At 36.3% G+C, this 25,650-nt stretch carries 25 protein-coding genes and 1 riboswitch; of the genes, 21 read left to right on the forward strand and 4 right to left on the reverse strand.

The window, feature by feature from the left end; all coding sequences use genetic code 11:
• The first annotated feature begins 17 nt into the window (after nucleotides 1-17).
• The 17 genes from sufB to BLQ56_RS19245 all read left to right on the forward strand — a co-directional run bounded on the left by sufB (nucleotide 18) and on the right by BLQ56_RS19245 (nucleotide 19,418).
• Complete coding sequence (gene sufB, locus BLQ56_RS19165; protein ID WP_090858288.1) at nucleotides 18-1,415, forward strand: Fe-S cluster assembly protein SufB; 1,398 nt, start codon at nucleotides 18-20, stop codon at nucleotides 1,413-1,415.
• Nucleotides 1,416-1,552: 137 nt separating this feature from the next.
• Nucleotides 1,553-2,707 carry a CdaR family transcriptional regulator gene (locus BLQ56_RS19170; protein ID WP_090858291.1) on the forward strand — a complete coding sequence of 385 codons (1,155 nt, stop codon included), beginning with the start codon at nucleotides 1,553-1,555 and terminating at the stop codon, nucleotides 2,705-2,707.
• 180 nt (nucleotides 2,708-2,887) lie between these two features.
• The gene (locus BLQ56_RS19175) at nucleotides 2,888-4,051 is read left to right on the forward strand and encodes a glycerate kinase (RefSeq protein WP_090858294.1); all 1,164 of its coding nucleotides are present in this window, start codon (nucleotides 2,888-2,890) and stop codon (nucleotides 4,049-4,051) included.
• A 111-nt stretch (nucleotides 4,052-4,162) separates the two neighbouring features.
• Nucleotides 4,163-5,215, forward strand: coding sequence for a tripartite tricarboxylate transporter substrate-binding protein (locus tag BLQ56_RS19180; RefSeq protein WP_090858297.1), 1,053 nt, complete (start codon nucleotides 4,163-4,165; stop codon nucleotides 5,213-5,215).
• Nucleotides 5,216-5,308: 93 nt separating this feature from the next.
• Nucleotides 5,309-5,716, forward strand: coding sequence for a tripartite tricarboxylate transporter TctB family protein (locus tag BLQ56_RS19185; protein WP_175490388.1), 408 nt, complete (start codon nucleotides 5,309-5,311; stop codon nucleotides 5,714-5,716).
• Between the two features lie 13 nt (nucleotides 5,717-5,729).
• Nucleotides 5,730-7,238: a tripartite tricarboxylate transporter permease gene (locus BLQ56_RS19190; RefSeq protein ID WP_090858302.1), complete on the forward strand. Its 1,509-nt coding sequence runs from the start codon at nucleotides 5,730-5,732 to the stop codon at nucleotides 7,236-7,238.
• 32 nt (nucleotides 7,239-7,270) lie between these two features.
• Nucleotides 7,271-8,167: a 4-hydroxy-tetrahydrodipicolinate synthase gene (gene dapA, locus BLQ56_RS19195; RefSeq protein WP_090858304.1), complete on the forward strand. Its 897-nt coding sequence runs from the start codon at nucleotides 7,271-7,273 to the stop codon at nucleotides 8,165-8,167.
• 56 nt (nucleotides 8,168-8,223) lie between these two features.
• A complete protein-coding gene (garR, locus tag BLQ56_RS19200) occupies nucleotides 8,224-9,114 on the forward strand; it encodes a 2-hydroxy-3-oxopropionate reductase (RefSeq protein ID WP_204381092.1) in 891 nt (296 codons plus the stop codon).
• 47 nt (nucleotides 9,115-9,161) lie between these two features.
• Nucleotides 9,162-10,523, forward strand: coding sequence for a glucarate dehydratase (gene gudD / locus BLQ56_RS19205; protein ID WP_386756501.1), 1,362 nt, complete (start codon nucleotides 9,162-9,164; stop codon nucleotides 10,521-10,523).
• Between the two features lie 187 nt (nucleotides 10,524-10,710).
• On the forward strand, nucleotides 10,711-11,565 hold the full coding sequence (locus BLQ56_RS19210) for a DUF72 domain-containing protein (protein WP_090858312.1): 855 nt from the start codon (nucleotides 10,711-10,713) through the stop codon (nucleotides 11,563-11,565).
• 68 nt (nucleotides 11,566-11,633) lie between these two features.
• Nucleotides 11,634-13,037 (forward strand): bifunctional metallophosphatase/5'-nucleotidase, encoded by a 1,404-nt coding sequence (locus BLQ56_RS19215; protein ID WP_338011859.1) that lies wholly within the window; start codon nucleotides 11,634-11,636, stop codon nucleotides 13,035-13,037.
• An 83-nt stretch (nucleotides 13,038-13,120) separates the two neighbouring features.
• Nucleotides 13,121-13,423, forward strand: coding sequence for a YunC family protein (locus BLQ56_RS19220; protein WP_090858318.1), 303 nt, complete (start codon nucleotides 13,121-13,123; stop codon nucleotides 13,421-13,423).
• Between the two features lie 87 nt (nucleotides 13,424-13,510).
• Nucleotides 13,511-14,626: an HD-GYP domain-containing protein gene (locus BLQ56_RS19225; RefSeq protein WP_090858321.1), complete on the forward strand. Its 1,116-nt coding sequence runs from the start codon at nucleotides 13,511-13,513 to the stop codon at nucleotides 14,624-14,626.
• A gap of 71 nt (nucleotides 14,627-14,697) precedes the next feature.
• Nucleotides 14,698-15,459, forward strand: a complete 762-nt coding sequence (gene yunB / locus BLQ56_RS19230; RefSeq protein ID WP_090858324.1) for a sporulation protein YunB — start codon at nucleotides 14,698-14,700, stop codon at nucleotides 15,457-15,459.
• An 85-nt stretch (nucleotides 15,460-15,544) separates the two neighbouring features.
• Nucleotides 15,545-15,736, forward strand: a riboswitch (Lysine riboswitch).
• Nucleotides 15,737-15,914: 178 nt separating this feature from the next.
• Nucleotides 15,915-17,504, forward strand: a complete 1,590-nt coding sequence (locus tag BLQ56_RS19235; protein ID WP_090858327.1) for a Na+/H+ antiporter NhaC family protein — start codon at nucleotides 15,915-15,917, stop codon at nucleotides 17,502-17,504.
• Nucleotides 17,505-17,793: 289 nt separating this feature from the next.
• Entirely contained in the window at nucleotides 17,794-19,314 is a 1,521-nt protein-coding gene (locus tag BLQ56_RS19240; RefSeq protein WP_090858330.1) for a sodium-dependent transporter, read from the forward strand.
• A complete protein-coding gene (locus tag BLQ56_RS19245) occupies nucleotides 19,314-19,418 on the forward strand; it encodes a methionine/alanine import family NSS transporter small subunit (protein WP_090858333.1) in 105 nt (34 codons plus the stop codon). Before BLQ56_RS19240 ends, BLQ56_RS19245 begins: the two co-directional genes overlap by 1 nt.
• A 215-nt stretch (nucleotides 19,419-19,633) precedes the next feature.
• On the opposite strand, the gene BLQ56_RS19250 is transcribed toward BLQ56_RS19245, so the two are convergent.
• Nucleotides 19,634-20,596 carry a M23 family metallopeptidase gene (locus BLQ56_RS19250; RefSeq protein ID WP_090858448.1) on the reverse strand — a complete coding sequence of 321 codons (963 nt, stop codon included), beginning with the start codon at nucleotides 20,594-20,596 and terminating at the stop codon, nucleotides 19,634-19,636.
• 534 nt (nucleotides 20,597-21,130) lie between these two features.
• On the opposite strand from BLQ56_RS19250, the gene lipA reads away from it, so the two are divergent.
• Nucleotides 21,131-22,027: a lipoyl synthase gene (gene lipA, locus BLQ56_RS19255; protein ID WP_090858335.1), complete on the forward strand. Its 897-nt coding sequence runs from the start codon at nucleotides 21,131-21,133 to the stop codon at nucleotides 22,025-22,027.
• A gap of 38 nt (nucleotides 22,028-22,065) precedes the next feature.
• Here the strand turns inward: lipA and BLQ56_RS19260 are convergent, their stop codons facing one another.
• Nucleotides 22,066-22,821 (reverse strand): YhcN/YlaJ family sporulation lipoprotein, encoded by a 756-nt coding sequence (locus BLQ56_RS19260; RefSeq protein WP_090858452.1) that lies wholly within the window; start codon nucleotides 22,819-22,821, stop codon nucleotides 22,066-22,068.
• 116 nt (nucleotides 22,822-22,937) lie between these two features.
• On the opposite strand from BLQ56_RS19260, the gene BLQ56_RS19265 reads away from it, so the two are divergent.
• On the forward strand, nucleotides 22,938-23,213 hold the full coding sequence (locus BLQ56_RS19265; RefSeq protein WP_090858338.1) for a YutD family protein: 276 nt from the start codon (nucleotides 22,938-22,940) through the stop codon (nucleotides 23,211-23,213).
• 33 nt (nucleotides 23,214-23,246) lie between these two features.
• On the opposite strand, the gene BLQ56_RS19270 is transcribed toward BLQ56_RS19265, so the two are convergent.
• Nucleotides 23,247-23,534, reverse strand: coding sequence for a cytosolic protein (locus tag BLQ56_RS19270; RefSeq protein ID WP_090858341.1), 288 nt, complete (start codon nucleotides 23,532-23,534; stop codon nucleotides 23,247-23,249).
• Nucleotides 23,535-23,613: 79 nt separating this feature from the next.
• Nucleotides 23,614-23,880, reverse strand: a complete 267-nt coding sequence (locus tag BLQ56_RS19275) for a DUF3055 domain-containing protein (protein WP_090858344.1) — start codon at nucleotides 23,878-23,880, stop codon at nucleotides 23,614-23,616.
• Between the two features lie 223 nt (nucleotides 23,881-24,103).
• Between BLQ56_RS19275 and hepT the strand changes: the two genes are divergently transcribed.
• On the forward strand, nucleotides 24,104-24,541 hold the full coding sequence (hepT, locus tag BLQ56_RS19280) for a type VII toxin-antitoxin system HepT family RNase toxin (RefSeq protein ID WP_090858347.1): 438 nt from the start codon (nucleotides 24,104-24,106) through the stop codon (nucleotides 24,539-24,541).
• Nucleotides 24,542-24,824: 283 nt separating this feature from the next.
• The gene (locus BLQ56_RS19285; RefSeq protein ID WP_090858351.1) at nucleotides 24,825-25,460 is read left to right on the forward strand and encodes a helix-turn-helix transcriptional regulator; all 636 of its coding nucleotides are present in this window, start codon (nucleotides 24,825-24,827) and stop codon (nucleotides 25,458-25,460) included.
• Nucleotides 25,461-25,650 lie beyond the last annotated feature (190 nt).

Here is a 25,650-nt window from a genome sequence, read left to right on the forward strand (position 1 = left end):
GAATGGAGGGAATAAGAATGGCTAAAAAAATGCCTGATATCGGCGATTATAAATATGGATTTTCAGACAAAGACGTTTCGATTTTTCGTTCAGAACGCGGATTAACGAAGGAGATTGTTGAACAAATCTCCAACATGAAAAATGAACCACAGTGGATGTTAGATTTCCGCTTGAAATCACTTGAACTTTTCTACAATATGCCAATGCCTCAATGGGGTGGAGATTTACAGAGCTTAAGCTTCGATGAGATTACTTACTATGTAAAACCATCAGAGAGATCTGAAAAGTCATGGGATGAAGTTCCCGAAGAAATTAAAGCGACTTTTGATAAGCTTGGAATTCCTGAAGCAGAGCAAAAGTATTTAGCTGGTGTTTCTGCACAATATGAATCTGAAGTTGTTTATCACAATATGAAGGAAGAACTAACAGATTTGGGTATTGTATTCAAAGACACAGATACAGCCTTAAAAGAGAATGAAGACATTTTCCGTAAACACTTTGCAACAGTTATCCCACCAACAGATAACAAGTTCTCAGCATTGAACTCAGCTGTATGGTCAGGTGGTTCGTTCATTTATGTCCCACCTGGTATAAAGGTAGAAACACCATTACAAGCATATTTCCGTATTAACTCAGAAAACATGGGACAATTTGAGCGTACCTTAATCATTGTTGATGAAGGTGCACATGTTCATTATGTTGAAGGCTGTACGGCGCCTGTATACACAACAAATTCATTACACAGTGCTGTTGTTGAGATTGCGATCAAAAAGGATGCTTATTGCCGTTATACAACGATTCAGAACTGGGCAAACAACGTGTTTAACCTAGTTACAAAACGTGCTGTTTGTGAAGAGAATGCAACGATGGAATGGATTGATGGTAACATTGGGTCTAAATTAACAATGAAATACCCTGCTGTTATCTTAAAAGGTGAAGGTGCTCGTGGAATGACTCTTTCTATTGCAATCGCAGGAAAAGGGCAACACCAGGACGCTGGAGCTAAGATGATACATCTTGCACCAAATACTTCATCTACAATCGTATCAAAATCTATCTCTAAACATGGTGGCAAAGTTACTTACCGTGGTGTTGTACATTTTGGACGTAAAGCAGATGGTGCACGTGCGAATATCGAATGTGATACATTAATCATGGATAACCAATCTACATCAGATACAATTCCTTATAATGAAATTTTAAATGACAACATTTCATTAGAGCATGAAGCGAAAGTTTCGAAAGTATCTGAAGAACAGTTATTCTACCTAATGAGTCGTGGTATTTCTGAGCAAGAAGCAACAGAGATGATCGTAATGGGCTTCATCGAGCCATTTACGAAAGAATTACCAATGGAATATGCTGTTGAAATGAACAGATTAATCAAGTTCGAAATGGAAGGTTCTATTGGATAATAAGTAATGAATAAAAACCTCACTTCTTCTGGAGTGGGGTTTTTATTTGATTTAGTCCTTTTAATTACATAGTAATTCTATTAAAATAGAGAGAATACTTCAGAAAAATCCGAAAAAATTAAAGAGGAATACTTACTATGATAATCACATCAGAACTAGCATATCCAATCATACACAAATTAAAAGATTTAGTAGATTATAATATTAATATTATGAATGAAGATGGAATTATCGTTGCAAGTAGAGACCCTAATAGAATAAATCAAATTCATTCCGGGGCATTAAAAGTAATTGAAACAAAGGAATCCATCGTCATTTACCCTGAAAATGTTGGGAAATTTCATGGAGCTAAGTCTGGCGTGAATCTACCAGTTGAATATCGTGATCGAATCATTGGAGTGATAGGAGTAACAGGTCATCCTGATGATGTATTTAAATTTGCTCAGATTTTAAAGGTAACAGTTGAAGTGATGATTGGACAAATGGAATTAAATTACCAATTACAGTACCAAAATAAAATAGTAGATAATTGGGTAATGGATTTCGTCCACCCTACTATATTAGATATGGATAAATTGAAATCAGATGCAATCCATTATCTAAATATTGATCCTGAAAAGGAAGCATCTATCTATCTGGTCCATTTTGAAGATTTAAATTTGGTAAGTCCGAATATTGAAAAGAATATGAGGGATCAAAATAAAAGAGATGAACGATTAAAAAAAATAAAATCATCTATACAAGATATCGTATTTTCTTCATTTATTGATGAGAGTACATGTTTAATTGCTGTTCATTCGGTAAAAAGGAAAAGCTACTTGTTAATCGCAAAATCGATTAAAAATCTGTTTCCTGATAAAAAGAGTAAAATAAAGATAGGAATAGGAACTAGCTACAATGGGATTGAAGGTTATCGGAATTCATATTGTGAGGCAATGAATAGCTTACAACTTCTCCATAAGTTTCCTGTTAGAGGAAACGTAGCTCATATTTCGGAATGGGGAATAAAAAATTTAATTAATCATATACCAGCAGACTTATTGAAAAGTTTTCATAATAAATATCTAACTAATAATAAAAAGCTTACACACGAACAAGAGCGCACGTTGGAACAATTAATTGAAACCAATTTAAATATGAAATTAACGGCTGAAAAATTGCATATTCATCGTAATACATTGCAATATAGATTAGATACAATATGGAAGCAAACAGGATTAGATCCGAAGAGTTTTCAGGATTTGATGATTCTTCACTTTTTAATGATTATTGAACAATTAATTAATGATTAATTACTTTTGTTGGAAACGCATACACACCAACGTTTCTTGGTAAATTTAACTAATCAGGATTGTGCATTTGCACAATCTTTTTATGCTAATTGACTATTTTTTTGGTTAGTTTACCAATGTATATATGAATTTATTATAGTTTAATAAAAGAGTATAAAAAATTCAGAAAAAGGTGGGAACATGAAAATAGTCGTTGCTCCTGACTCCTTTAAGGGGAGTTTGACCGCTTTACAGGTTGGAAAGATTATTCAAGAAGCACTTGTAACCGAAATGCCTGATGCTCAAGTTGAAATTATTCCAATGGCTGATGGAGGTGAGGGGACGCTAGAGACATTAGTGTTTGCTACAAATGGTAAGCGCTTACCAATAAAGTCTTATGGGCCATTTATGGAAGAAGTAAACACGGAATATGGGCTATTAGGTGACAAAAGAACGGTTGTCATTGAGATTGCAGCAATTGCAGGATTACCCATGGTACCAGAGGATCAGCGTAATCCAATTAATACAACTACTTTTGGCATTGGTGATGTAATCCTTACAGCAGCCAATATGGGGTACAGAGATTTTATTGTAGGACTTGGTGGAAGTTCAACAAATGATGGTGGCTTAGGGATGCTTCAAGCTCTTGGTGTTCAGTTTCTAGATGAAAACAATAAAGAAGTTTCACCTGTTGGTAGTTCCATTTTCAGTGTAAAGAATGTTAATTTTAAAACGCTACATCCGATCATTCGAGAATGCCGGTTTTTAATTGCAAGTGATGTTGATAGCCCTCTATGTGGTGAAGAAGGTGCTACATATGTGTTTGGGCCACAAAAAGGTATTACAGAGGATCGTCTAGAAGGTTATGATCAGGCGATGAAGAAATACGCTAGTTTAATTGAGACCCATACTGGTTTAAGGACACAATCTAAACCAGGGGCAGGCGCTGCTGGAGGACTTGGTTTTGCATTCATGTTATTGAATGGAAAAATAGAATCTGGGTCAAAAATAGTAGCTGAGGCAACAAAGTTGCAATCAAAAATTAAGGAAGCTGATTTTGTAATCACAGGTGAAGGTCAAAGTGATTATCAAACCTTGTTTGGTAAGGTTCCTTCATATGTTGCAAAGCTTGCAAATGAAGAAGAAGTTAAGACGATTCTCCTTTCTGGAAGTTTAGGAAAAGGGTATGAAGCATTATATGATTATTTTATGAGCTGTCATTCAATAGCTACAGGGCCTATGTCACTAAAAGAATGTATGGAGAATGCAGATAGTCTATTATCAAATGAAGCAAGAAATATTGCTCAGTTATTAAGAGAGATATCAGAAGAACGTGTTCGTACAAAGAATATTAGTTTCAATTAATTTTAGAAAGTTACCCAACATCAGATATACTTGAAAACGATTACAAATGGTAGTTTGGATATTAAGTAAGCCTATTTTAAATCGAAAATTTTAAAAAAGGGGTAATGCAAAGTGAAGAGAAAACTAATGAGTCTTTTAAGTGTTACAATGCTGGCGTTAAGTTTGGTTGCATGTGGTAGCTCAACTTCAGGTGATGGAGACAGTGCTACTGAAGTTGATGTAAATAGAGTCAGGGTGGTTATTGGTTCGACATCAACTGGTGGGGATACTTATCAAAATGCAGATGCAATTAGTAGATTTCTAGAAGAGCCATTAGGAACTAATATGAAAGTAGATGCGGTTGGTGCCAATAGAGCATTCGATGAACTTGCATCTGCAAAGAATGATGGAAGTACAGTTCTATTTTTCCACGATATGGCTTATTTAAGTGTTGAGTATGGAACATTGGATGAAAAGTATTCATTAGAAAATTGGACGGCAGGACCGATTGTCGCGATCAACCCAGGAAACGCATTTTTAGCAAAGTCTGATGCACCTTATAATACAATGGCAGAATCGGCTGAGTGGTTAAAAGATAATCCTAGTGAATCTATAACTGTCGCAATTGAAGCTGGAGGAGTATCTGAAATAATTTTTGATGGGTATTATTTATGGGTGAAAGAGGAATATGGTACAGAAGTATCAGATCGAATTAAAGTGTATGTAACAGGATCGCAGAGTGATAAAGACCAAGCTTTATGGGATGGAAATGCTGATATTATACACGGTGCAATTGCTTCAAATGTTCAATATACAGAAGATGGTGTTGAAGACCAAATTAAAATGAAGTTCTTAGGTGTCACTTCCGCTGAAAGAGTGGAAGGGTATGATATCCCGACATTTGCAGAACAAGGAATTAAGGTGAATGGTAAGGAATTTACTTTTGCCAAAGAATATTTCTTCTTGTTACCTAAGGATATTGACGAAGATTTTCTTAATAAACTAGATAAGGCTGCAGCAGAAGTAGCGAAGGATGCAAAATATGCGGAGGATTTAGAAGTTAACTCATACTATGTAAACTATATTCCTGCAGCAGAGGCAAAGGAGTACCTAATCGAAAAGAAGAATACGATGAAAAGTATTATTGAAAACGCTCCAAAGTTAGACGATATTACATCGAATTAACCAGAGTTCTTTGTAGGAAGAGGTTGTCCTTAAGAGGAAAAACAACCTCCTCCTTATATGAAAATGCAAACTGATTATGAGAGCAGGTGTAGTATGCTAAAGGATTTATTGACAATAGAAATGAAGTTTAGTGAATATCACTCAATATTTCCAACAATCATTTTTTGGACCTTAATTATTTTAGGGCTTTCCATGCTCATTCCGAATATCATAAAGAGAATCAAAGAAGGTAGATTAACATCGTTCAATATCAAATTCTTTGCAAAAAACTATGACAAGGTAAAGTTCTATGGAACGCTCGGTTTACTCCTTGCATATGTATTCTTTTTAGAGATAACAGGTTTCTTAGCAACAACCATTATTTTTATGTTTCTTATTACAATCTTATTTATGGGAGATTACAAGCGTAAAGCATTGATTGTTTCTCTAGTAAACTCTGTGACAACCTCGTTGATTGTCTGGTATGTGTTTGGTACGATCTTTGATATTACATTACCATAGGTGGTGAAATTATATGGAAATTTTTGAACTACTATCACCAATGTCATTTATCTTATGTGCGATTGGAGTTCTAGTTGGAATTATCTTTGGAGCGATTCCTGGAATGACAGCCACTATGGCCATAGCGATTTTCCTACCAATCACATATGCCTATGACATGATTGATTCAATTGCATTATTAATCGGATTATATGTAGGAGGAATAAGTGGGGGACTAGTACCTGCTATACTACTGAATATACCTGGAACACCATCCTCAATTTGTACGACATTTGATGGTTATCCAATGACTCAAAAAGGTCAAGGTGCGAGAGCATTAAAAATTGGAATTACTGCCTCTTTAATAGGAGGTGTGTTCAGTTTAATCATCTTGTATTTCTTTGCTCCAGCTCTAGCCAGTGCAGCAATTAAATTCTCTTCTGTTGAGAAGTTTTTAATTATCGTGTTTGCTCTGACTGTTATTGCTTCTTTATCAAGTGGAAGTTTGCGTGGTGGTATTTTTAGCGGAATCTTTGGTGTGTATCTCAGTTTAATTGGGATGTTCCTTGATAACAACACATTGCGAATGGTTCCACCAGGACTTGAAGAAGAATTGGTATATGGACTTTCATTATTACCAGTATTAATTGGTCTTTTTGCTATTTCTCAAGTACTTGAGGAATCTGAAAAAGGGATGAAACCTTCTCCATTTCAAAAAATTAAGTTCAGTAAAGAAGATAAGTTTTCCTTTAAAGTTTTTAAGGGTCAAATGATTAATATTATAAGATCATCTTCAATAGGAACTTTTGTCGGAATGCTTCCTGGTGTTGGGGGAAGTGCAGCTTCAATTCTTTCATACTCACAAACTAAAAACTTCTCAAAAAAACCAGAAGAGCTTGGAAAAGGATCTCCTGAAGGTGTCATTGCAAGTGAAGCTTCAAATAATGGATTAACCGGTGGGGCACTTATTCCACTTTTATCACTAGGCATCCCAGGTGATAGTACAACAGCAGTTTTAGTTGGCGCTTTTTTATTACAAGGAATCCAGGTAGGACCATTATTTATTACCCAGAACCCTGATTTGTGGAATGGAATCGTTTACACTTTAATTATTGCAAACGTTGTGATGTTCCTACTAATGTTCTTTACTATTAAATATATGGCTAAGATTATTTTTGTGCCTAAACAAATTATTTACCCGATTATCATCGTGATGTGTGTAGTTGGAGCTTATGCAATTAATAATGGTGTGATTTTTGATGTATGGACACTTATGATTTTTGGAATTGCCGGTTTTATATTTACGAAGATTGGCATCCAGTTAGCTCCATTCCTAATCGGTTTTATTCTTGGAAGAGATTTAGAAAAGTATTTTATTGATAGTTTAAAAGGTAGTGGTGGTGATCTTACTATCTTCTTCACAAAAGGTCCAGTTGCACTATTGTTATGGGGATTAATTATTGCTTCTATTGCATACGCATTATACAACAACTGGAAAAGTAAGAAATCAGCCGCTGACCCGGGAAGAGCCATTCAATCTTAAATTAAATATCACTTAAAAAGGGAGAGATAAACATGTTTCAACCAAAAGGGGTAATACCAGCATTAGTCACACCGATGGATCAAAATGGTAATTTATTGGAGGGGGCACTACGCCGGGTTATTGATTATACAATTGAAGGTGGAGTACATGGTGTGTTTGTACTAGGTAGTACAGGTGAAATATATGGGCTTGATCACGAACAGAAGAAACGAGTGCTTGAAATCACGGTTGACCAAACGGCAGGGAGAGTGCCTATTTATGCAGGAGCAAGCGAGATAACAACTCGTGATTGTATTAAAACAGCTAGACTCGCACAGGAAGTTGGAGGTATTTCAGCAGTATCTGTTTTAACTCCATACTTTGTCACACCAAATCAGGAAGAACTAAAGGCACACTATAAGGCGATTGCTGATTCTACCAATCTACCAATCATTCTTTATGGAAATGATGATAAAACAAATGTAAGTATAGCTCCAGCAACATGCGCCGCATTAGCTGATGTTGAGAATATAATTGCTATTAAGGATAGTAGTGGGGATATGACTAAGATGGCTGAGTATATTCGACTAACGAAAGGGAAGGAATTCTCAGTATTAGCAGGAAGAGATACATTAATCTTCGGTAATCTATGCTATGGAGGAACAGGTGCAATTGCTAGTACAGGAAACATCGTACCTTCCATTGTTGCAGGAATCTATGATGCATATGTAGCAGGTGAGGTTGAGAAATCACTAGAGCTACAATATCAACTAGCACCTCTACGAATCGCTTTCGGTCTGGGAACCTTTCCAGTTGTAATGAAGGAAGCATTAAGGCTTGTAGGGATTGATGTAGGGGTAACATTAAGCCCAGTACAAGAGATGACAAAAGAAAATCGGGAAAAGTTAATTGAAGTATTGAAAACTCTGAATGTCTATCAAATTAAATAAGAATTATTTAGATTAAGGAGAACAACGAAAAATTTATTTTTAAAAGTTGGGATGGGATAAAATTGAAAATTGGATTTATTGGATTAGGAATTATGGGAAAACCAATGAGCAAGAACTTACTTAAAGCGGGTTATGATTTAGTTGTGCTTGATCGAAATGCTTTGGTAACAGAGGAATACGAGGGATTAGGTGCAATCATTGTACAAACACCAAAGGAAGTTGCCGAAGTGGCTGATGTGATTATTACGATGCTGCCAAATTCTCCACAAGTGGAAGAAGTTGTATTAGGGGAAAATGGGTTGATTGAGGGAGCAGGTTCTGGCAAGGTCCTTATTGATATGAGTTCAATCGCTCCACTTGTTTCTCGAGAGGTAGCATTAAAATTAGCTCAAAAGGGAATGGAAATGCTAGATGCCCCGGTTAGTGGTGGAGAACCAAAAGCAATAGATGGAACATTGGCTGTCATGGTTGGGGGAAGTAAGGAAATTTTTGATCAATATTATGATGTGATGAAGGCAATGGCTGGATCGGTTGTTTATGTAGGTGAAATCGGTGCAGGCAATATCGCAAAGCTAGCAAATCAAACGATCGTAGCGATCAATATCGCAGCTGTTTCTGAAGCACTTGTGTTAGCTCAAAAGTCAGGAGTGAATCCTGAGTTAGTTTATCAAGCGATTCGAGGTGGATTAGCAGGAAGTACGGTTTTAGATGCGAAAGCACCATTAATGATGGATCGTAAATTCGACCCAGGCTTCCGTATTAATCTTCATATGAAGGATTTAAATAATGTGTTAGAAACGAGTCATGAAGTAGGAGTTCCACTTCCACTAACCGCATCTGTATTAGAGATGATGCAGGCATTAAAAGTAGATGGATTCGATTCTGAAGATCATAGTAGTCTAGTTAAATATTATGAAAAGCTTGCGAATGTAGAGGTTGGTAGATAGTTATTAAATTCTTTTTCTTTTAAGTAGATTCTGATCAAGGGGAGTGGATACAAGTGAGTACTTTAGAACAAACAAAGGTAAATGTAACACCAACCATTACGGAAATGTCAGTGATTCCAGTCGCTGGTCACGATAGCATGTTATTTAATTTAAGTGGAGCACACGGTCCATACTTTACTCGTAATATTGTCATCTTAAAGGACAGTACTGGTAATGTGGGTGTTGGGGAAGTTCCTGGTGGAGAAGGTATCAGAAAGACGCTAGAAGATGCGAAAGAAGTCGTGATTGGAGGATCAATCGGAAACTACAATAATATTTTAAACACAGTTAGAAAGCAATTTGCAGACCGTGATTCCGCTGGTCGTGGCCTTCAAACCTTTGATCTTCGTATTACAATCCATGCGGTTACTGCATTAGAAGCTGCACTTCTTGATCTACTTGGAAAGCATTTAAATGTACCAGTTGCTGCATTGCTTGGTGAAGGACAGCAGCGTGATAAAGTAAAAACACTTGGTTACCTTTTCTATATTGGGGACCGTAAGAAAACAGATCTTCCTTATTTCAGTAATGAACATGCAGATGATGAATGGTTACGTATTCGTCATGAAGAAGCATTAACTCCTGAAGCGGTTGTTCGTCTTGCTGAAGCTGCTCAAAAACGCTATGGCTTCAAAGATTTCAAATTAAAAGGTGGAGTGCTTGAAGGGAAAGAAGAAATTAAAGCAATCAAAGCACTTGCTGAACGTTTCCCAGATTCTCGTATCACACTTGATCCAAACGGTGCTTGGTCACTAGCTGAAGCAGTTGAGTTATGTAAAGACATGCATGGCATTCTAGCATATGCTGAAGATCCTTGTGGAGCAGAAAATGGATACTCAGGTCGTGAAGTGATGGCAGAATTCCGTCGTCAAACAGGTCTTCCAACTGCAACAAACATGATTGCAACCGATTGGCGCCAAATGGGTCATACAGTTTCATTACAATCAGTGGATATTCCACTCGCAGACCCACATTTCTGGACGATGCAAGGTTCAGTACGTGTTGCACAAATGTGTAATGAATGGGGCTTAACATGGGGTTCACACTCAAATAACCATTTCGATATTTCACTTGCAATGTTTACACATGTGGCGGCAGCAGCACCTGGTGAAATTACAGCAATTGATACACACTGGATATGGCAAGAAGGCACAGAGCGCTTAACCAAGGAGCCAATGCAAATAGTCGATGGTCATATCGCAATTCCAGATAAGCCAGGATTAGGAATCGAGGTGGACATGGATCAAATTGCAAAAGCACATGAACTATATAACAACATGGGATTAGGTTCTCGAGATGATGCAGTTGCCATGCAATATTTAATTCCGAACTGGACGTTTAATAATAAAAAACCTTGTCTTGTAAGGTAATATTTATATGTTTGTTATAACCTCCTTTTTTATGTATGCACAGCATATTCATGAAAGGGGTTTTTTGTTTGGAAAGAAAAGCTTAATACCTTGAGATAAATTCGATAATTAAGTAAACTTGAGCATTATAGGAAAAAACGGAATTTGAAACCAAACCAACATTAAGCGAGTAGAGTAGGTGAAGCTTTTGATCTATATCGGTTTAACAGGATGGGGAGACCATGATGAGTTATATGCAAATGCAACTGAAGCAAGAGCAAAACTTCGAACCTATTCTAGTCATTTTCCCATTGTTGAGGTGGACTCCTCATTTTATGCGATTCAACCAAATAGTAATGTTCAAAAGTGGGTTAGGGACACCCCTAAATCGTTCCAGTTCATTGTAAAGGCCTACCAAGGGATGACTGGTCATATAAGAGGAGAAATACCATTTGAGTCAAAAGAAATCATGTTTGATGCTTTTGTTTCCTCTCTGAAACCATACCAAGATGCTAATAAGTTAGCTTTGGTTTTATTTCAATTTCCTCCATGGTTTGATTGTCGCAAGGAAAATGTCGAGTATCTTCGTTGGTGCCGTCAACAAATGGGGGATTTACCAGTTGCTTTAGAATTCCGACATCAATCTTGGTTTAATAGTCAATATATGGATCGAACATTAGCTTTTATGGAGCATGAACGATGGGTTCATAGTATCTGTGATGAGCCTCAAGCAGGTAGTGGTTCCATACCAACGGTTTTACATCCGACATCGAGTGACAAGACAATTGTTCGGTTTCATGGTAGGAATGTCCATGGATGGAATAGACCGAATCAAGGAAATTGGCGAGAAGTTCGTTATTTATATCGTTATAATGAGGAAGAGTTGTTAGAGTGGGCTGAAAATCTTAATACCCTTCAAAAGATAACTAAGAATCTATATGTTCTATTTAATAATAATTCTGGTGGAGATGCTGCCTACAATGCAAAGCAATTAATGAGTCTGTTAAAAATTAACTATCATGATTTAGCACCCAGACAATTGAATCTTTTTAATTTAGACTAAAATGTTATTGCCAAATAAGGAGTCGGTGAGGATTTCTTAGTGATGAAAGAATATACTTTTTGGGGGAGGTGCTTTTCTTGATTGAAACGATACATATTTATCATACAAACGATTTGCATAGCCATTTTGAACAATGGCCAAAAATCGTACACTATATTAATAAACAAAGGGAAAAACATCGGCAAGAACATGAAGAGATGTTTTTATTTGACATCGGTGACCATATGGATCGATTTCACCCGATTTCTGAAGCATCTCTTGGAAAAATGAATATTGCTTTTCTAAATGAGTTGAAATATGATGCAGTAACAATTGGGAATAATGAAGGCATCACTTTACCGTATGAAGCTTTAGATTGCCTTTATGAAGAAGCAACCAGTGATGTGATAGTAGCAAATCTATATAATAGTGAAGGTAAAATTCCAATATGGGCAAAACCATATCAAGTATATACAACCAGTTCAGGGATAAGACTTGGTGTTATAGGGCTAACTGTATATTATCAACTGTTTTATGAACTTTTAGGATGGGAGATTAGAGATCCTTTTGAAGTCATTAAAGAGATTTTAAAAGAAATAAGTGGTCAAACAGATGTGATTGTGCTGTTATCACATCTAGGGATAAACGAAGATGAGAGACTAGCAGAACTACATGATATAGATGTAATCCTTGGAGGACATACTCACCATCTGTTAGAGGAAGGCAAGATGATTAACAATTCATTGGTTTGTGGTGCTGGAAAATATGGAATGTATATTGGTCATGTGGAGCTTCAAATTGTAACGAATACGAAAGCTGTTATTACAAAACGTGCAGAAGTCATTCCTACAAATGATCTTGTTGAAGAATCAAATTCAACAAAAAGAACACTCCAACTAGCAATGGAAGAAAGTGAAATAATGTTAGGTGAACAGATAACAGTGCTAAAAGAAGACTTAGTAAATAATTGGTTCAAGGAATCACCACTTTCACAAATGCTCGTAGAAACACTTAAGGATTGGTGTGAAGGGGAAATAGCAATGATTAATGCAGGAATCATCCTCGATTCACTGTCAAAAGGGGCTATATCCAGAAAAGACATTCATCGCATTTGTCCACATCCAATTAATCCTTGTAACGTTTGGTTAAAGGGAGATAAGTTGAAAGAAATTATTCTTCAAGCACACACAGAACAAATGGAAAATCTAAGATTTAAAGGTCTAGGTTTTAGAGGTGAAGTGATGGGGAAGATGATATACTCTGGTATTGAAATTGAGTCAGCAAAGCTTTCTGATGGAGAAACCCATATTAGATCAATCATCATAAATCATGAGCCTCTAGATCATAATCGTACTTATAAAATTTCTACCATTGATATGTTTACATTTGGGTATTTATATCCAGTCATAAGAGATGCTAAGAAAAAGGAATTTTTTATGCCGGAGCTTTTGAGAGATCTTTTAATTAATAAATTTATGGACGCATCCCTATAGAAAAAGGGGCGAGTGACTAATCAATTTTCATTCACGAATTTCTTTACTTTTCATATTGTGTAAAGAAAGGAGTGTGATAGGAAATGGTTACAATGACAGCGATTGTTATAGATAATCACCAGTTTACAGCCATTACCGTTAAGCTACCGAAGACAAATTTTATGGCTGTTACTAATGAAAATGGCTATATAATGTGTGGAGCACTTGATGTTGCACTTTTAAATGAAAAACTAAAAGACCGAGGGATTATTGCGGCTAGAGCTGTAGGTGTTCGCACGATTGAACAACTGCTTGAAGCACCGCTAGAATCTGTTACAATAGAGGCGGAGAACAAAGGGATTAAAGTAGGTATGAAAGGTAAAGATGCCCTTTTAAAAATGATATAACATATAAATTAAGGGAGCCTGATACAATGGCTCCCCTTATGATACTTCTACCTAAGAATATGCCACATGATATCTAAGGAGCAAAGCATGATATTAGCATCTACAAAATCATTAAAACCTGGACAATGTCTTGGTAAACCTGTATACACTGAAAAAGGATTTGTATTAGTAAGTGAGGGTGTCCCTATTACTAAACATATGATTAATCGATTACTAGAACTAGGGATTACTTATGTATATGTGGAGGATGAACGTACAAAGGATATAAAGGCACCAAAACCAATATCTGATGAATTAAGGAAGCAAGCAAAAGAGATGATTGAATCTAGTTTTAAAAATATACAAAATAAAGACACGCTCTCACAGACCTTTGTTCTAGAAAAAACATCAAAAGACCTTATGAAATTAGTCCGTTCAATTGTAAAAGAGATTAAAGCAAATAAAGAACTAATAACATTATTATCAGATGTAATTACATATGATAACTATATTTTTTCCCATTCATTAAATGTCACGCTTTATACACTGGCAATTGGTAAGAAGTTGAACTTATCAGAAAAGGATTTAGAAGTACTAGGGCTCGGGGCGATTCTTCATGATGTAGGGAAAATGTCCATTCCAACTAAAATTTTAATGAAACCTGGAAAATTAACGAATGAGGAGTTTGATATCGTTAAAGCTCATACAGATAGTGGGTTTGAAATTTTAAGGAATGTAATGACAATTCCACTTATTGCCTCTCATTGCGCATATCAACACCATGAGAGACTTGACGGTTCTGGTTATCCACGTGGGATAAAAGGGGAGGATATCCATTACTTTGCCAAAATCATTGCAGTTGCGGATGTTTTTGATGCTGTAACGTCTAATCGAGTCTACCGAAATGCAATGCTACCACATGAGGGGCTAGAAATCTTGTACTCTGGTGTTGGCAAGTTATTTGAGTCCGGAATTATTGAAGCTTTCCGTCGTGCAGTAGTGATTTATCCTTTAGGATTAACTGTCATTCTAAATGATGGTCGAAAAGGTGTGGTTTCTAAGCAAAACCCTGAACTTAGTGAAAGACCGGTTGTCCGAATTATTGAAGAGAGTGGACAAGTGTTAAGAGAAACCTATGAGGTTGATTTAAATAAAGATCTTCATTTAATAATATCTGAATGTGATACGACATTTGCCGTAGATCAAAATGGTGAAAAAAGTTAATTCTTTTTCTAATATTTAATCGTACATCCCTCCTTGTTAGCATAAATATAGCTTGTAAGGGGGGATTTAATGTGCCAAAATTTCGCGGTCGAGGTATACCGCGTAAAGGGCCCTTGCCTTTTCGCTACGTATTCTTATTAACCTTTGTCTTCTTTATGTTTTCAACAGCTGTGGGATTGGTTATTGTTAATAAAGGGATTGAACCAACATTAATTAAATATGCGCAAAATGAAACCAGTCGAATTGCAACTGTCGTAATTAAAAATGCAATTACTAAACAAATGACAGAAGAAAGTTTAAGTGATGAAGACATTATCTTGACACAGACGGATAGTGATGGAAAGATTACGAGTGTTACTTTTAATTCCAAGTTGATTAATGAAATTCTTGCGAAGACAACAAATAATGTGGATAAGTATTTAAAGTTTGTTAATAAAGGGGATGTAGCTGCCCTAGATCTTCCAGAGGTTGATCTACAAACAGACGAAAAAAGCCCGGGATTTATTTATGAAATCCCTCTAGGTCAAGCAACAAATAACGCAATCTTAGGTAACTTAGGCCCGAAAATTCCGATCCGCTTTCATATGATTGGTGATGTGATGACAGACTATTCTAGTAAGATATCAGACCATGGAATTAATAATACTTATATTGAAGTTTTAGTTCATATTGAAGTTAGAATACAGGTTATTATTCCATTTGCAACAGAAGAAGTCATTGTTCCAACAAATGTACCAATTGCCGGACCAATCTTTATACCAGGTGAAGTACCTCTATACTATAATGATGGTGGAGACGGCTCAGCACCTTCAATTGAATTACCGGGAAATTAGACATAAATTTTCCATTGCTTTTTGCATATGGAATTACTATAATACTAAGGTAATTCTAAAATTTAATATTCACCTTATCTCAGATCGATGAGGTAGAGGAGCAGGGATTATAAGTAGGTTATGTGAGGATGACAACAATGATCATAACTGAAAGGAATCATCTGCCGAAGTGAAAATAAATTGTCAACGTTTATTTTTGCTGGTGTTGCCTTTAATAAGGGTAACACTGTCATAAGAGTGTTTTAGATTTCTACTCTTATGGAGGGCTACTGATCGTGATGGAGGATAACATAACATTACAAAAGGAGTAATGATAGTTATTTTCTATCATTGCTCTTTTTTGTGCTTTTTTTGGTTAGCAAGCTACAATTCTAATCAATGAATAGTCATAATGATTCTCTCTCACATAGGTAGCCTCTTTTAAATTAAAAATTTATTTAACGGAGGAAATTTTCATGACAGCAACGATTTATTCACTTGTTCCACCTTTAGTCGCAATTTTAATGGTTATCCTAACAAGAAAAGTAATTCCTTCACTAGGAGTTGGTATTCTCTCGGCTGCTCTTATCTTACATGTACCAACCATTAGTGAAAATGGAGTAAGCACCTGGTTAATAGATTCCTTTTTAACCATTTGGACTAGCTTTATAGCAATCTTCATAGATGAAGGTGCTATTGCTACTTCAACAGTCTATATTATCTTGTTCTTACTAATACTTGGAATGATTACTGTATTTATTTCCATATCTGGCGGAAGTCGTGCATTCGGTGAGTGGGCCGAGAAACGCGTGAAAACAAGAGTTGGCGCAAAACTAACCGCATTTGTCTTAGGGATAATCATCTTTATTGATGATTACTTTAATGCACTTGCTGTTGGACAAGTTAGTAGACCATTAACAGACCGCCATCGTGTTTCACGTGCAAAACTGGCTTATATTATTGATTCTACTTCTGCACCAATTTGTGTTGTTTCACCTGTTTCAAGTTGGGGAGCATCCATTATCGGTATTATTGGAACGATTTTAATTGCTCATAACATGACCGATATTACTGCATTTTCAGCATTTCTTCAAATGATTCCAATGAATTTTTATGTAATTACGACACTATTAATGGTTTTTGGTGTCTCAATGTTTAATATTAATATCGGACCAATGAAGATACATGAAGAAAGGGCTATATTACATGGTGATGTAGTAGACCCTTCAAAACCAGTTTTAGGGGCATTAAAAGAAGAACTACCATCAAGTGCTAAGGGGACGGTTGGAGACTTAATTTGGCCAATCGTAGCACTAGTAGTTGGTACGGTAGGTTCAATGATTTGGACGGGTTCAAAGGCAACAGAGGAAAATGCAAATCTTATTGATATTTTTGGTAACGCATCTGTAGCACCATCTTTATTATACGGTGGCTTATTCGGTTTTGTTGTAGCACTTATTCTTTTCTTTAATCAAACACTTGTAAAGAAAAATATCCAATCGTCTCTTTTTAGTAAAGCGATTGTAGAGGGTATTAAATCAATGTTACCGGCTGTCTATATTTTAGTATTTGCATGGGTTATTGTTGATCTTATAAGTCAGTTGGGAACAGGCTCATATTTAGCCGTTCAAGTTGAAAACTCAAATATGAATCCGGCCTTTTTACCAGTTATCTTATTTGTGGTTGCAGGCTTGATGGCATTTTCAACTGGCACATCTTGGGGTACTTTTGGTGTGATGCTTCCAATAGCTGGAGATATTATTGTATCAACAGATGCAACACTCCTTTTGCCGACATTAGCGGCAGTACTAGCTGGAAGTGTTTTTGGTGATCATTGTTCACCAATTTCTGATACAACGATCCTTTCTTCTACTGGAGCTGGAAGCCACCATATTGACCATGTTCTTACACAACTTCCATATGCGATTATTTCAGCAGTATTTGCAATGGTGGGGTATATTGTATTAGGATTCACAGGTAGTACGGTAGCGGGTATAGTTGTTTCGGTTTCACTAATCGGGGTATTCTTGTTGATTTTTAGAAACAAAAGTAAGGTAGTAAAATAAGATTAAAAGTGTAAAATACACAAAATTCATTATATAGAAACCAATATTCTGGAAAAATGAAATTGGTATTATTACTATAGAGACAGGGTTTTATAACCCTTGTCTTTCTTTTTTTAATAATTTTAAAATAATGTTTTGACAGATGTTTAAAGACTAGCTATACTATGTATAGATTTATTTTAAAAAATCAGAAAATATAAAAATTTCCAACATTAGTTAGTCTTTTTAGTAGATAGATAGTAATAGAATAAGACTAGGTTCGGAAATAAGTATAGGGGAGGCATTTATTATGGAAAAAAGTCCACAATGGGGAACGCGTGCTGGTTTTATTTTGGCAGCGGTTGGTTCAGCAATAGGACTTGGGAACATCTGGAGATTCCCTGCAGTAGCTTATGAAAATGGAGGAGGAGCGTTTTTCTTCCCGTATTTATTTGCACTTTTAACGGCAGGTATTCCATTATTAATTTTAGAATTTACGATGGGTCATAAGTTTCGTGGGTCAGCACCGCTTTCGTATGCTAGATTAGGGAAGGGTAAAGAGTGGATTGGTTGGTGGCAAGTTGCTGTCTCGTTCGTGATTTCAACGTATTATGCGGTTATTATCGCTTGGGCGATGGCATATGCTGTATTTTCATTGAAACTTAGCTGGGGAAATGATCCAGGTACTTTCTTAATGGGAGACTACTTAGATCGAATTGACTTAGCTGGTGGAGAAATTGGACAATTCGGGAATCTTGTCCCTGGCGTATTTATCCCGCTTGTTCTAGTATGGGTTGTTGCACTAGGTGTTCTTTTTGCAGGTGTTAAAAAGGGTATAGAAATGGCAAACAGAATTTTTATTCCAACACTTGTTTTCTTATTTTTAATCATTGTTATTCGTGCTATTACTCTAGATGGAGCTACTGATGGTTTAAATGCGTTCTTCAAGCCAGATTGGAGTAGTATTACAAGTAGTAAAGTTTGGGTTGCGGCATATGGTCAAATATTCTTTAGTTTATCAATTGCTTTTGCTATTATGATTACTTATTCAAGCTATCTTCCGAAGAAATCTGATATTACGAACAATGCTTTTATCACTGGTTTTGCCAATTCAAGTTTTGAATTATTAGCTGGTATTGGAGTATTTAGTGCATTAGGTTTTATGGCATTTACACAAGGTGTCGAAGTGAAGGATGTTGTTTCAGCAGGAATTGGTTTAGCTTTCGTCGTATTCCCACAAATTATTAATGAGTTTCCTGCGTTTAGAGAATTTTTCGGTTTTCTATTCTTCACATCATTAGTATTAGCTGGTCTTACATCATTAATTTCCATTGTTGAAACCTATGTGGCTGCTGTACAAGATAAATTTAAAGTATCGCGTACAAAAGCTGTCATGTTAGGTGGAGGGTTATCTGCACTCATTTCTCTTGTATTCGCTACACAGGGCGGACTATTCTTCCTTGATGCTGCTGATTATTTTATCAATAATTTTGGTGTTGCATTATTAGGATTAATTGAAGTTATTGCGATTGCATGGTTTGCTAGGGAGTTACGTAACTTCCAAAAGCATGCGGATGATCTTTCAGACATTAAACTAGGTGCATGGTGGAGAATCTGTCTAGCAGTAATTACTCCAGTTGTATTAGGGTATATGATGTTCGACAACCTACGTACAAATTTAACAACCGATTATGAAGGTTACCCAAGAGAATTCTTATTTGATTGGGGTTGGACTGTTGCCTTAGGTGCACTATTTGTTGCAATTATTTTCTCTCTATTGAAATGGAAAAAAGGTGCTTTAGAGATGAATGGTAAGGAGGAATCACAATAATGGAAACAAGTGCAATCGTCATGATGGTTATTGGTATTGTGGTCGTTTGGGGAGGTTTAATAACGAGCGTTACACATGCAGTTATTAAGGCCAAGAAAAATTAATTTTAATCTATAGTGAGAGGTTGTTCCGGAGTTTAAAGGAACAACCTCTTTTGTCTTTCATAGATAAGAAAGTACCATAATTTTGAACTCGGTTTTAGTGTCTAGCTCCAGCGCCTAGCCCCTCGGGGTCATAAGTCAAATCACTTCAGAAATCAAGATTTCCTGCGTGATTCGCCTTATGCCTGTCGGGGCTGAGCAAGGCGCTTCCGCTTTTCTTATTTCTTGGCTTGTCTTTCTGCACGTTCCCATTGTTTTAAGTGTGGATAAGGGTCAAATGACCATTCTGTATGTCCATTGTCCTTATACATTCCATAATGTAAATGAGGAGGGAATTTCCCAGATGTACCTGGTGGACCATAGCCAGAACTCCCAACTCCCCCAATCAACATTCCTGGTTCCACGACTTGACCTACTTTTAAGTCTTTAGCAAAACCATTTAAATGGGCAAAGTAGTGATAGGTGTTGTTAATATCGCGAATACCGATTCTCCACCCGCCATATTTATTCCAACCTTTAATCTCAACAATCCCATATCCTGTTGCTCTTACTGGTGTAGAATACCCAGCAAATATATCTGTACCTTCATGTATTCTCCTTCCACCCCAACCACGGGCATCGCCCCACGTGTTTTTGTAGCTGTAATTAAAACGAAGTGGAACAGGAAAAGCATGTTTATCTAATGCGATTGTTCCAAAAGTCTTATAAATTTTCACTTTTCCCATAATTAACTCAACCGAACGGTCACGCTGATAATAGTCCCATAAAGCAATTTTTATGTTTTCTTCATCGGTACCATAGTTCAAAAGATGGGAGGCAAATGTATATAGAACATCTTCATCATTTTTTAAATCAGCTATACCATCTCCATTCCCGTCCTTACCAATCCCACCGAATATCCCAATACTAAATGGCGATGTATCATCTGGATTAGGATTTAGAGCTCCTGACCATTGTTCAGGTTTGAAATAGATTCCAATTAATCCTTCCTCTTTAGGAATATCATTTCTTACTCTTCTGATACTTCTCTCATATTGGTCAATGGCGGCATAGTAATACCATGGTATTAGGGTTAGTGATTCCATCTTAGAATACAAGTCCATACGGGCTTTATAGATCTTTTCTTGGTCCGTTTCAGCAGCAAAGCTAGCAGGAGCCAAGATGGATATTATGAATGTCATAATCAGAAGTAGTAAAAATAGCTTTCGCACAAATATAAACTCCTTTCATCCTTCTCTACATTTCCCTGAGAAAGAAAGTAAAAAAGATTAAGTAAATGGCTTTTTCTCAAAGTTTGTTGTTCTAGACATAAGAACATTGTTATGGTAGTTACAAGCAGGCTGAATACACGTAGACTCCTGCGGGACCTGTGGCCAAAGTGAGACCCCACAGGAGCATTTGCGACGAGGAGGCTCACTGGTCACCCGCCGGACGCGGAGTGTATTCAGCCTGCGGCTTTAAGTGCAACAATCTATTTGAAAACAGCCAACTAAATAAAGCAATGTTAAATCTGTTCTTATATTAGTTTGTTAAAAAAGGCCACTTTAATAAATACTAATTGTTGGAAATGTTCATAAACACTTTTCTTGTATCTGATTTTTTGTTATGTTAAAGTTGCTAAAGCATGTACTTATCTATATATTTTCATCTGTAACTACTAAAAATTTACTTTTACCTACCTGATTGGTAAGTATTTTTTATTTGGAGTGATGTTTATGTCAACAAATGAATACACAAGAAAACCAGAATGGTTAAAAATAAAACTAAACACCAATGAAAACTATACTGGTTTAAAGAAAATGATGAGAGAGAAAAAGCTACATACCGTTTGTGAAGAAGCTAGATGCCCTAATATTCATGAATGCTGGGCTGTTAGAAAGACAGCAACATTTATGATTCTAGGTGATACATGTACTCGTGCATGCCGCTTCTGTGCTGTTAAAACGGGTCTACCAACTGAACTTGACTTGCAAGAGCCAGAAAGAGTGGCGGAATCAGTTAGTCTAATGGGTCTTAAGCATGTAGTTGTAACAGCAGTAGCGAGGGATGACTTAAAAGATGGTGGAGCAGCTGTTTTTGCTGAGACTGTACGAGCCATTAGAAAAAAGAATCCATTTACTTCAATTGAAGTGCTACCTTCTGATATGGGCGGCGTGTTAGAAAATCTAAAGTTGTTAATGGATGCTAAGCCAGATATCCTAAACCATAACATTGAAACAGTTCGACGATTATCAGATCGTGTTCGTGCAAGAGCTAAATATGACCGTTCGCTAGAGTTCTTACGTCGTGCAAAAGAACTTCAACCTAGTATCCCTACGAAATCAAGCATTATGGTTGGTCTAGGTGAAACGAAAGAGGATATCATCGAAACAATGGATGATCTGCGTGCCAATAATGTGGACATAATGACTATTGGGCAATACTTACAACCATCTAAGAAGCATCTTAAAGTTGAGAAGTACTACCATCCAGATGAATTCCAAGAGCTTAAGGATATAGCTCTTTCAAAAGGATTTAGCCACTGTGAGTCTGGTCCACTTGTGCGATCTTCTTATCATGCTGATGAACAAGTTAATGCTGCTACTAAGCGTAATCAAGCAAAAGAAGCATAAAGTTAAAAAAGGGCTGCCATGATGGACAGCCCTTTTATTTAATTTGTATTGGTTCTGCCTCTTGATTCAGTATGTCCTTCATCAATGTCATCTGTCTCAACTTCAGTTACATCTGATTGTTCATTAGATGTCTTAGAATTTGGGTTTTGTAAATTTTCTGGTAAATCATTCATTTTTCGCTCGTATTGATTATTAACTCCACCAGACATTTCACCATTTGCATTTTCACCATCGCTTATCTTACGACCTTGAGGTGATTCTAACATTCGCTCAATTGTAGTCGTAATGATTTGATCTACATTTCTGCTGGTAGCATCTAATACGCCAAATCGTTCGATGTCTTTTATTAATCTTGGATTGTCAGAAACGTATACATGGTACCATCTTGGTACAATCGACAGAGCTGTTTTCTTAACTTGGTCTGCCGTTTCAAAGCGGTTTTCACTGTCTGTATCATAAACAATGAGAACCTCTTCATCTGTCACAAGAGTCGCGGCTTCGTTGACATCTGGTACTAATTGTGTTGACATTTTACTTATCATATCAGCAACTACTTCTCTGTCAATTGTAGGCATACTGTATACGGTTGGGCTACCAGGTACGGGACTCTTTTGGTGTCTTACATACCCAAAATGTTTATTTTCATCTGTAATATTTGCATTGTATAACTCACTTCTGTCAGTTCGATTAATTGTATTACCACTTTTTTCGTAGAGCTCTGCATTTTGATCGTTATTACAACCGCTTAGAGCAAATAAACAACATAATCCAGCTGTTATGACTGATTTTTTCATCAACGGTAAAACCCCCTCAATATTAGAGTGACCAACTAATGAAATTTTTCTCTTAGAAATTGATGGTTGAATGGATATACTTTATGATAAAGTGGAGGTAGACGAGGTGATTATTAATGATAACAATAAATAATATATCTTATGAAGTAGTTGAAGAATTAAAAGAAGGTTTTAACGAGGAAGCATTTCGTGCTCGATATAGTGAAATTTTAACAAAGTACGACTATATAGTTGGTGATTGGGGATATAACCAATTAAGGTTACGTGGATTTTTCGAGGATACAAATCAAAAGGCAACATTTGATACGAAAATCAGTACTTTATCAGAATATTTATATGAATACTGTAACTTTGGTTGTTCCTATTTTGTTTTAAAAAGAGTAAAGAAGTAGAAAATGGCTGTTCCCATTGGGAACAGCCATTTTTTATGCATCTTTATAAGGAGTTTCAGTGTCTTTGGTCGGATCATCGTGAGTTGGATGTGCCCCAGGGAACTGCCTTGGAAGGTCCTGATGCATAGTGCGATTTTCATAAGTAAATGCACTGTAATAGGTTTGTCCATCTTTCCATGGCGTTGTTTTGGATTGTACTGGCGTATCTTTTCCAACAGGTGCGCCATATGGTCCTTCAGGTGTTTGTTCTGGGACTAAAAATTTCCTCATCGTCTCTACATTTGAAAAATCAGTATATGTTTCATTATGATGGTCCTTCATATAGCACCTCCGTACATATAGGTTTCCCTGGAAGTATGAAGTTTAATGTAGGAAGTTTCCGTAAAGTTTTTATAGGAACTTACACGATCTCGTATAAAAATGACCGTAATTCTTCTGCATCTTCTTCTGAAAGATTGTAGGCATGCTCAAGGTAACCTGGTTCCTCTAGATCATCACTTCCGATTATTGCAAATCGATTGCTTTGAATATCTAATACGATATGTTTACCATAATATCGATCAGATCGAATGATGGCTAGGTCAAACCTCTGTTGTTCCCCCATAAAGCTAATAAATCTTGTTTTTGTATCGACTGTATCATCATATAGAAAAAAGCGTTCAGACATGTTTAGTGTCCTCCAATCAATTTTAGCATATAGAGCATCTTTAAACCCTATGCCCCTTTAATAAGCATATCATATCAGATAAGTAGAGATATCATGAAATCAAAATTTTTTCCACCTATGTTTTTTATTTAGGATTCTGTATGGCTATATGATAAAATATATCTAAAAATGTTGCCGTCAATGTATTTCATAAATGTAAACGGGTAACAGAGGTGGGATCGTCTTGTATTTTGTTGATCGAGAGCATATAGAAAGAATGTTAAAGTATTTAGAGAATAGTCTTGCCATGGTGAAAAGTCAGAACGCTTGGACAACTAATATTGAGAAAAGAGCACTAGAACGATTAGTACATATGATGATTGAATCGATGGTTGATATTGGCAATGCAATGATTGATGGATTTATTATGAGAGACCCTGGGAGCTTTGAGGATATTATTGTCATATTAGAAGATGAACGTGTAATCACGTCAAAAAGAGCAACCGGATTAAAAAGAGTCATTGAACTTAGAAAAGTTCTTGTCCAACAATACTTAGATGTCGATCATTCAACCTTAATTGATATTATCAAAAAGGAAGAAGAACATCTTCAGGCATTTCCTGATGAGGTAAGAACCTATTTGGAAGATGAACTTGGACCAGTTTCGGCGTTTAGAAATTAAGTATTCTTTTTAAAAAGATAAGAAAGTATAAATATTTCGTACTCAGGTTTAGTGTCTAGCTCCAGCGCCTAACCCCTCGGGGTCATAAGTCAAATCACTACGGAAAACAAGATTTCCTACGTGCTTTGCCTTATGCCTGCCTGAGGCTGAAAAAGGCGCTTGCGCTTTTCTTGACGTTAAGTTATTAAAAGCTTAACGTTTTTTACATTGACTCGTCTCATAGTGGTATATGAATTGTATAAATAGTGAATATACAGTAAAATTGTTGTAGGGTGGTGATGAAATGGAAACCAAAACATCTTCAACAAGAGATGAGATTCTTACAATGTTAAAAGTACAAAAAGGGTTGACCGTTGCTAAAATGGCAAACCAATTAAACATAACAGAAATTGCTGTACGAAGACATCTAAGTACTCTTGAAAGAGATGGGTTAGTGGATTCAACACTCATAAGACAACCGATGGGCCGTCCCATAAGTTGTTATCAGCTTACAGATGCTGGGGAAGAAACATTTCCTCGCAACTATAAACGTTTAACTTTAGACTTTCTAAGTGACATTAGTCAACTTGGTGGAGTTGATTTAATGAATCAACTGTTCGAGGCTAGACAATCTAGATTAACAAAAAAGTATGAAAAATATTTAGTTAATAAATCCTTTGATGAAGAAGTTATAGGACTTGCTAAACTTCAAGATGAAAATGGTTATATGGTTCAACTTGAAAAACAAGATGAGTGTACATATCTCCTGAAGGAGTTTAACTGTCCCATTTCTGACGTGGCCTTTGAATATAAAAAAGCATGTGAATGTGAACTATCTTTATTCAAACAAGTTTTAAATACAGCAGACGTAATCTCAAAGGGCTGTATGGCAAATGGAGATGACTGTTGTCAATATGAAATAAAGAGAAAAGAAGGATAATAACTGAACGCTTTCTAAGAAGGAAGTGTTTTTTTGTTTGGCTGTTTTCTCAAAATTTGTCGTTTTAGATATAAAATATTGAAATGTTAGTTACGAGCAGGCTGAATACACGTAGACTCCAGCGGGACCTGTGGCCAAAGTGAGACCCCAGAGGAGCATTACCGACGAGGAGGCTCACTGGTCACCCGCC

The organism is Litchfieldia salsa (assembly GCF_900104555.1).
GTDB lineage: Bacteria > Bacillota > Bacilli > Bacillales > Bacillaceae_L > Litchfieldia > Litchfieldia salsa.

Bases quoted from the DNA above. Each gene is read 5' to 3' on its own strand.
- BLQ56_RS19245 (WP_090858333.1), top strand. From the start codon at position 19,314: ATGGAAACAAGTGCAATCGTCATGATGGTTATTGGTATTGTGGTCGTT.
- BLQ56_RS19275 (WP_090858344.1), bottom strand. From the start codon at position 23,880: ATGTCTGAACGCTTTTTTCTATATGATGATACAGTCGATACAAAAACA.
- sufB (WP_090858288.1), top strand. From the start codon at position 18: ATGGCTAAAAAAATGCCTGATATCGGCGATTATAAATATGGATTTTCA.
- BLQ56_RS19190 (WP_090858302.1), top strand. From the start codon at position 5,730: ATGGAAATTTTTGAACTACTATCACCAATGTCATTTATCTTATGTGCG.
- BLQ56_RS19170 (WP_090858291.1), top strand. From the start codon at position 1,553: ATGATAATCACATCAGAACTAGCATATCCAATCATACACAAATTAAAA.
- BLQ56_RS19240 (WP_090858330.1), top strand. From the start codon at position 17,794: ATGGAAAAAAGTCCACAATGGGGAACGCGTGCTGGTTTTATTTTGGCA.
- BLQ56_RS19285 (WP_090858351.1), top strand. From the start codon at position 24,825: ATGGAAACCAAAACATCTTCAACAAGAGATGAGATTCTTACAATGTTA.
- dapA (WP_090858304.1), top strand. From the start codon at position 7,271: ATGTTTCAACCAAAAGGGGTAATACCAGCATTAGTCACACCGATGGAT.
- BLQ56_RS19175 (WP_090858294.1), top strand. From the start codon at position 2,888: ATGAAAATAGTCGTTGCTCCTGACTCCTTTAAGGGGAGTTTGACCGCT.
- lipA (WP_090858335.1), top strand. From the start codon at position 21,131: ATGTCAACAAATGAATACACAAGAAAACCAGAATGGTTAAAAATAAAA.
- BLQ56_RS19225 (WP_090858321.1), top strand. From the start codon at position 13,511: ATGATATTAGCATCTACAAAATCATTAAAACCTGGACAATGTCTTGGT.
- BLQ56_RS19185 (WP_175490388.1), top strand. From the start codon at position 5,309: ATGCTAAAGGATTTATTGACAATAGAAATGAAGTTTAGTGAATATCAC.
- BLQ56_RS19260 (WP_090858452.1), bottom strand. From the start codon at position 22,821: ATGAAAAAATCAGTCATAACAGCTGGATTATGTTGTTTATTTGCTCTA.
- BLQ56_RS19235 (WP_090858327.1), top strand. From the start codon at position 15,915: ATGACAGCAACGATTTATTCACTTGTTCCACCTTTAGTCGCAATTTTA.
- BLQ56_RS19270 (WP_090858341.1), bottom strand. From the start codon at position 23,534: ATGAAGGACCATCATAATGAAACATATACTGATTTTTCAAATGTAGAG.
- BLQ56_RS19220 (WP_090858318.1), top strand. From the start codon at position 13,121: ATGGTTACAATGACAGCGATTGTTATAGATAATCACCAGTTTACAGCC.
- BLQ56_RS19265 (WP_090858338.1), top strand. From the start codon at position 22,938: ATGATAACAATAAATAATATATCTTATGAAGTAGTTGAAGAATTAAAA.
- BLQ56_RS19250 (WP_090858448.1), bottom strand. From the start codon at position 20,596: ATGACATTCATAATATCCATCTTGGCTCCTGCTAGCTTTGCTGCTGAA.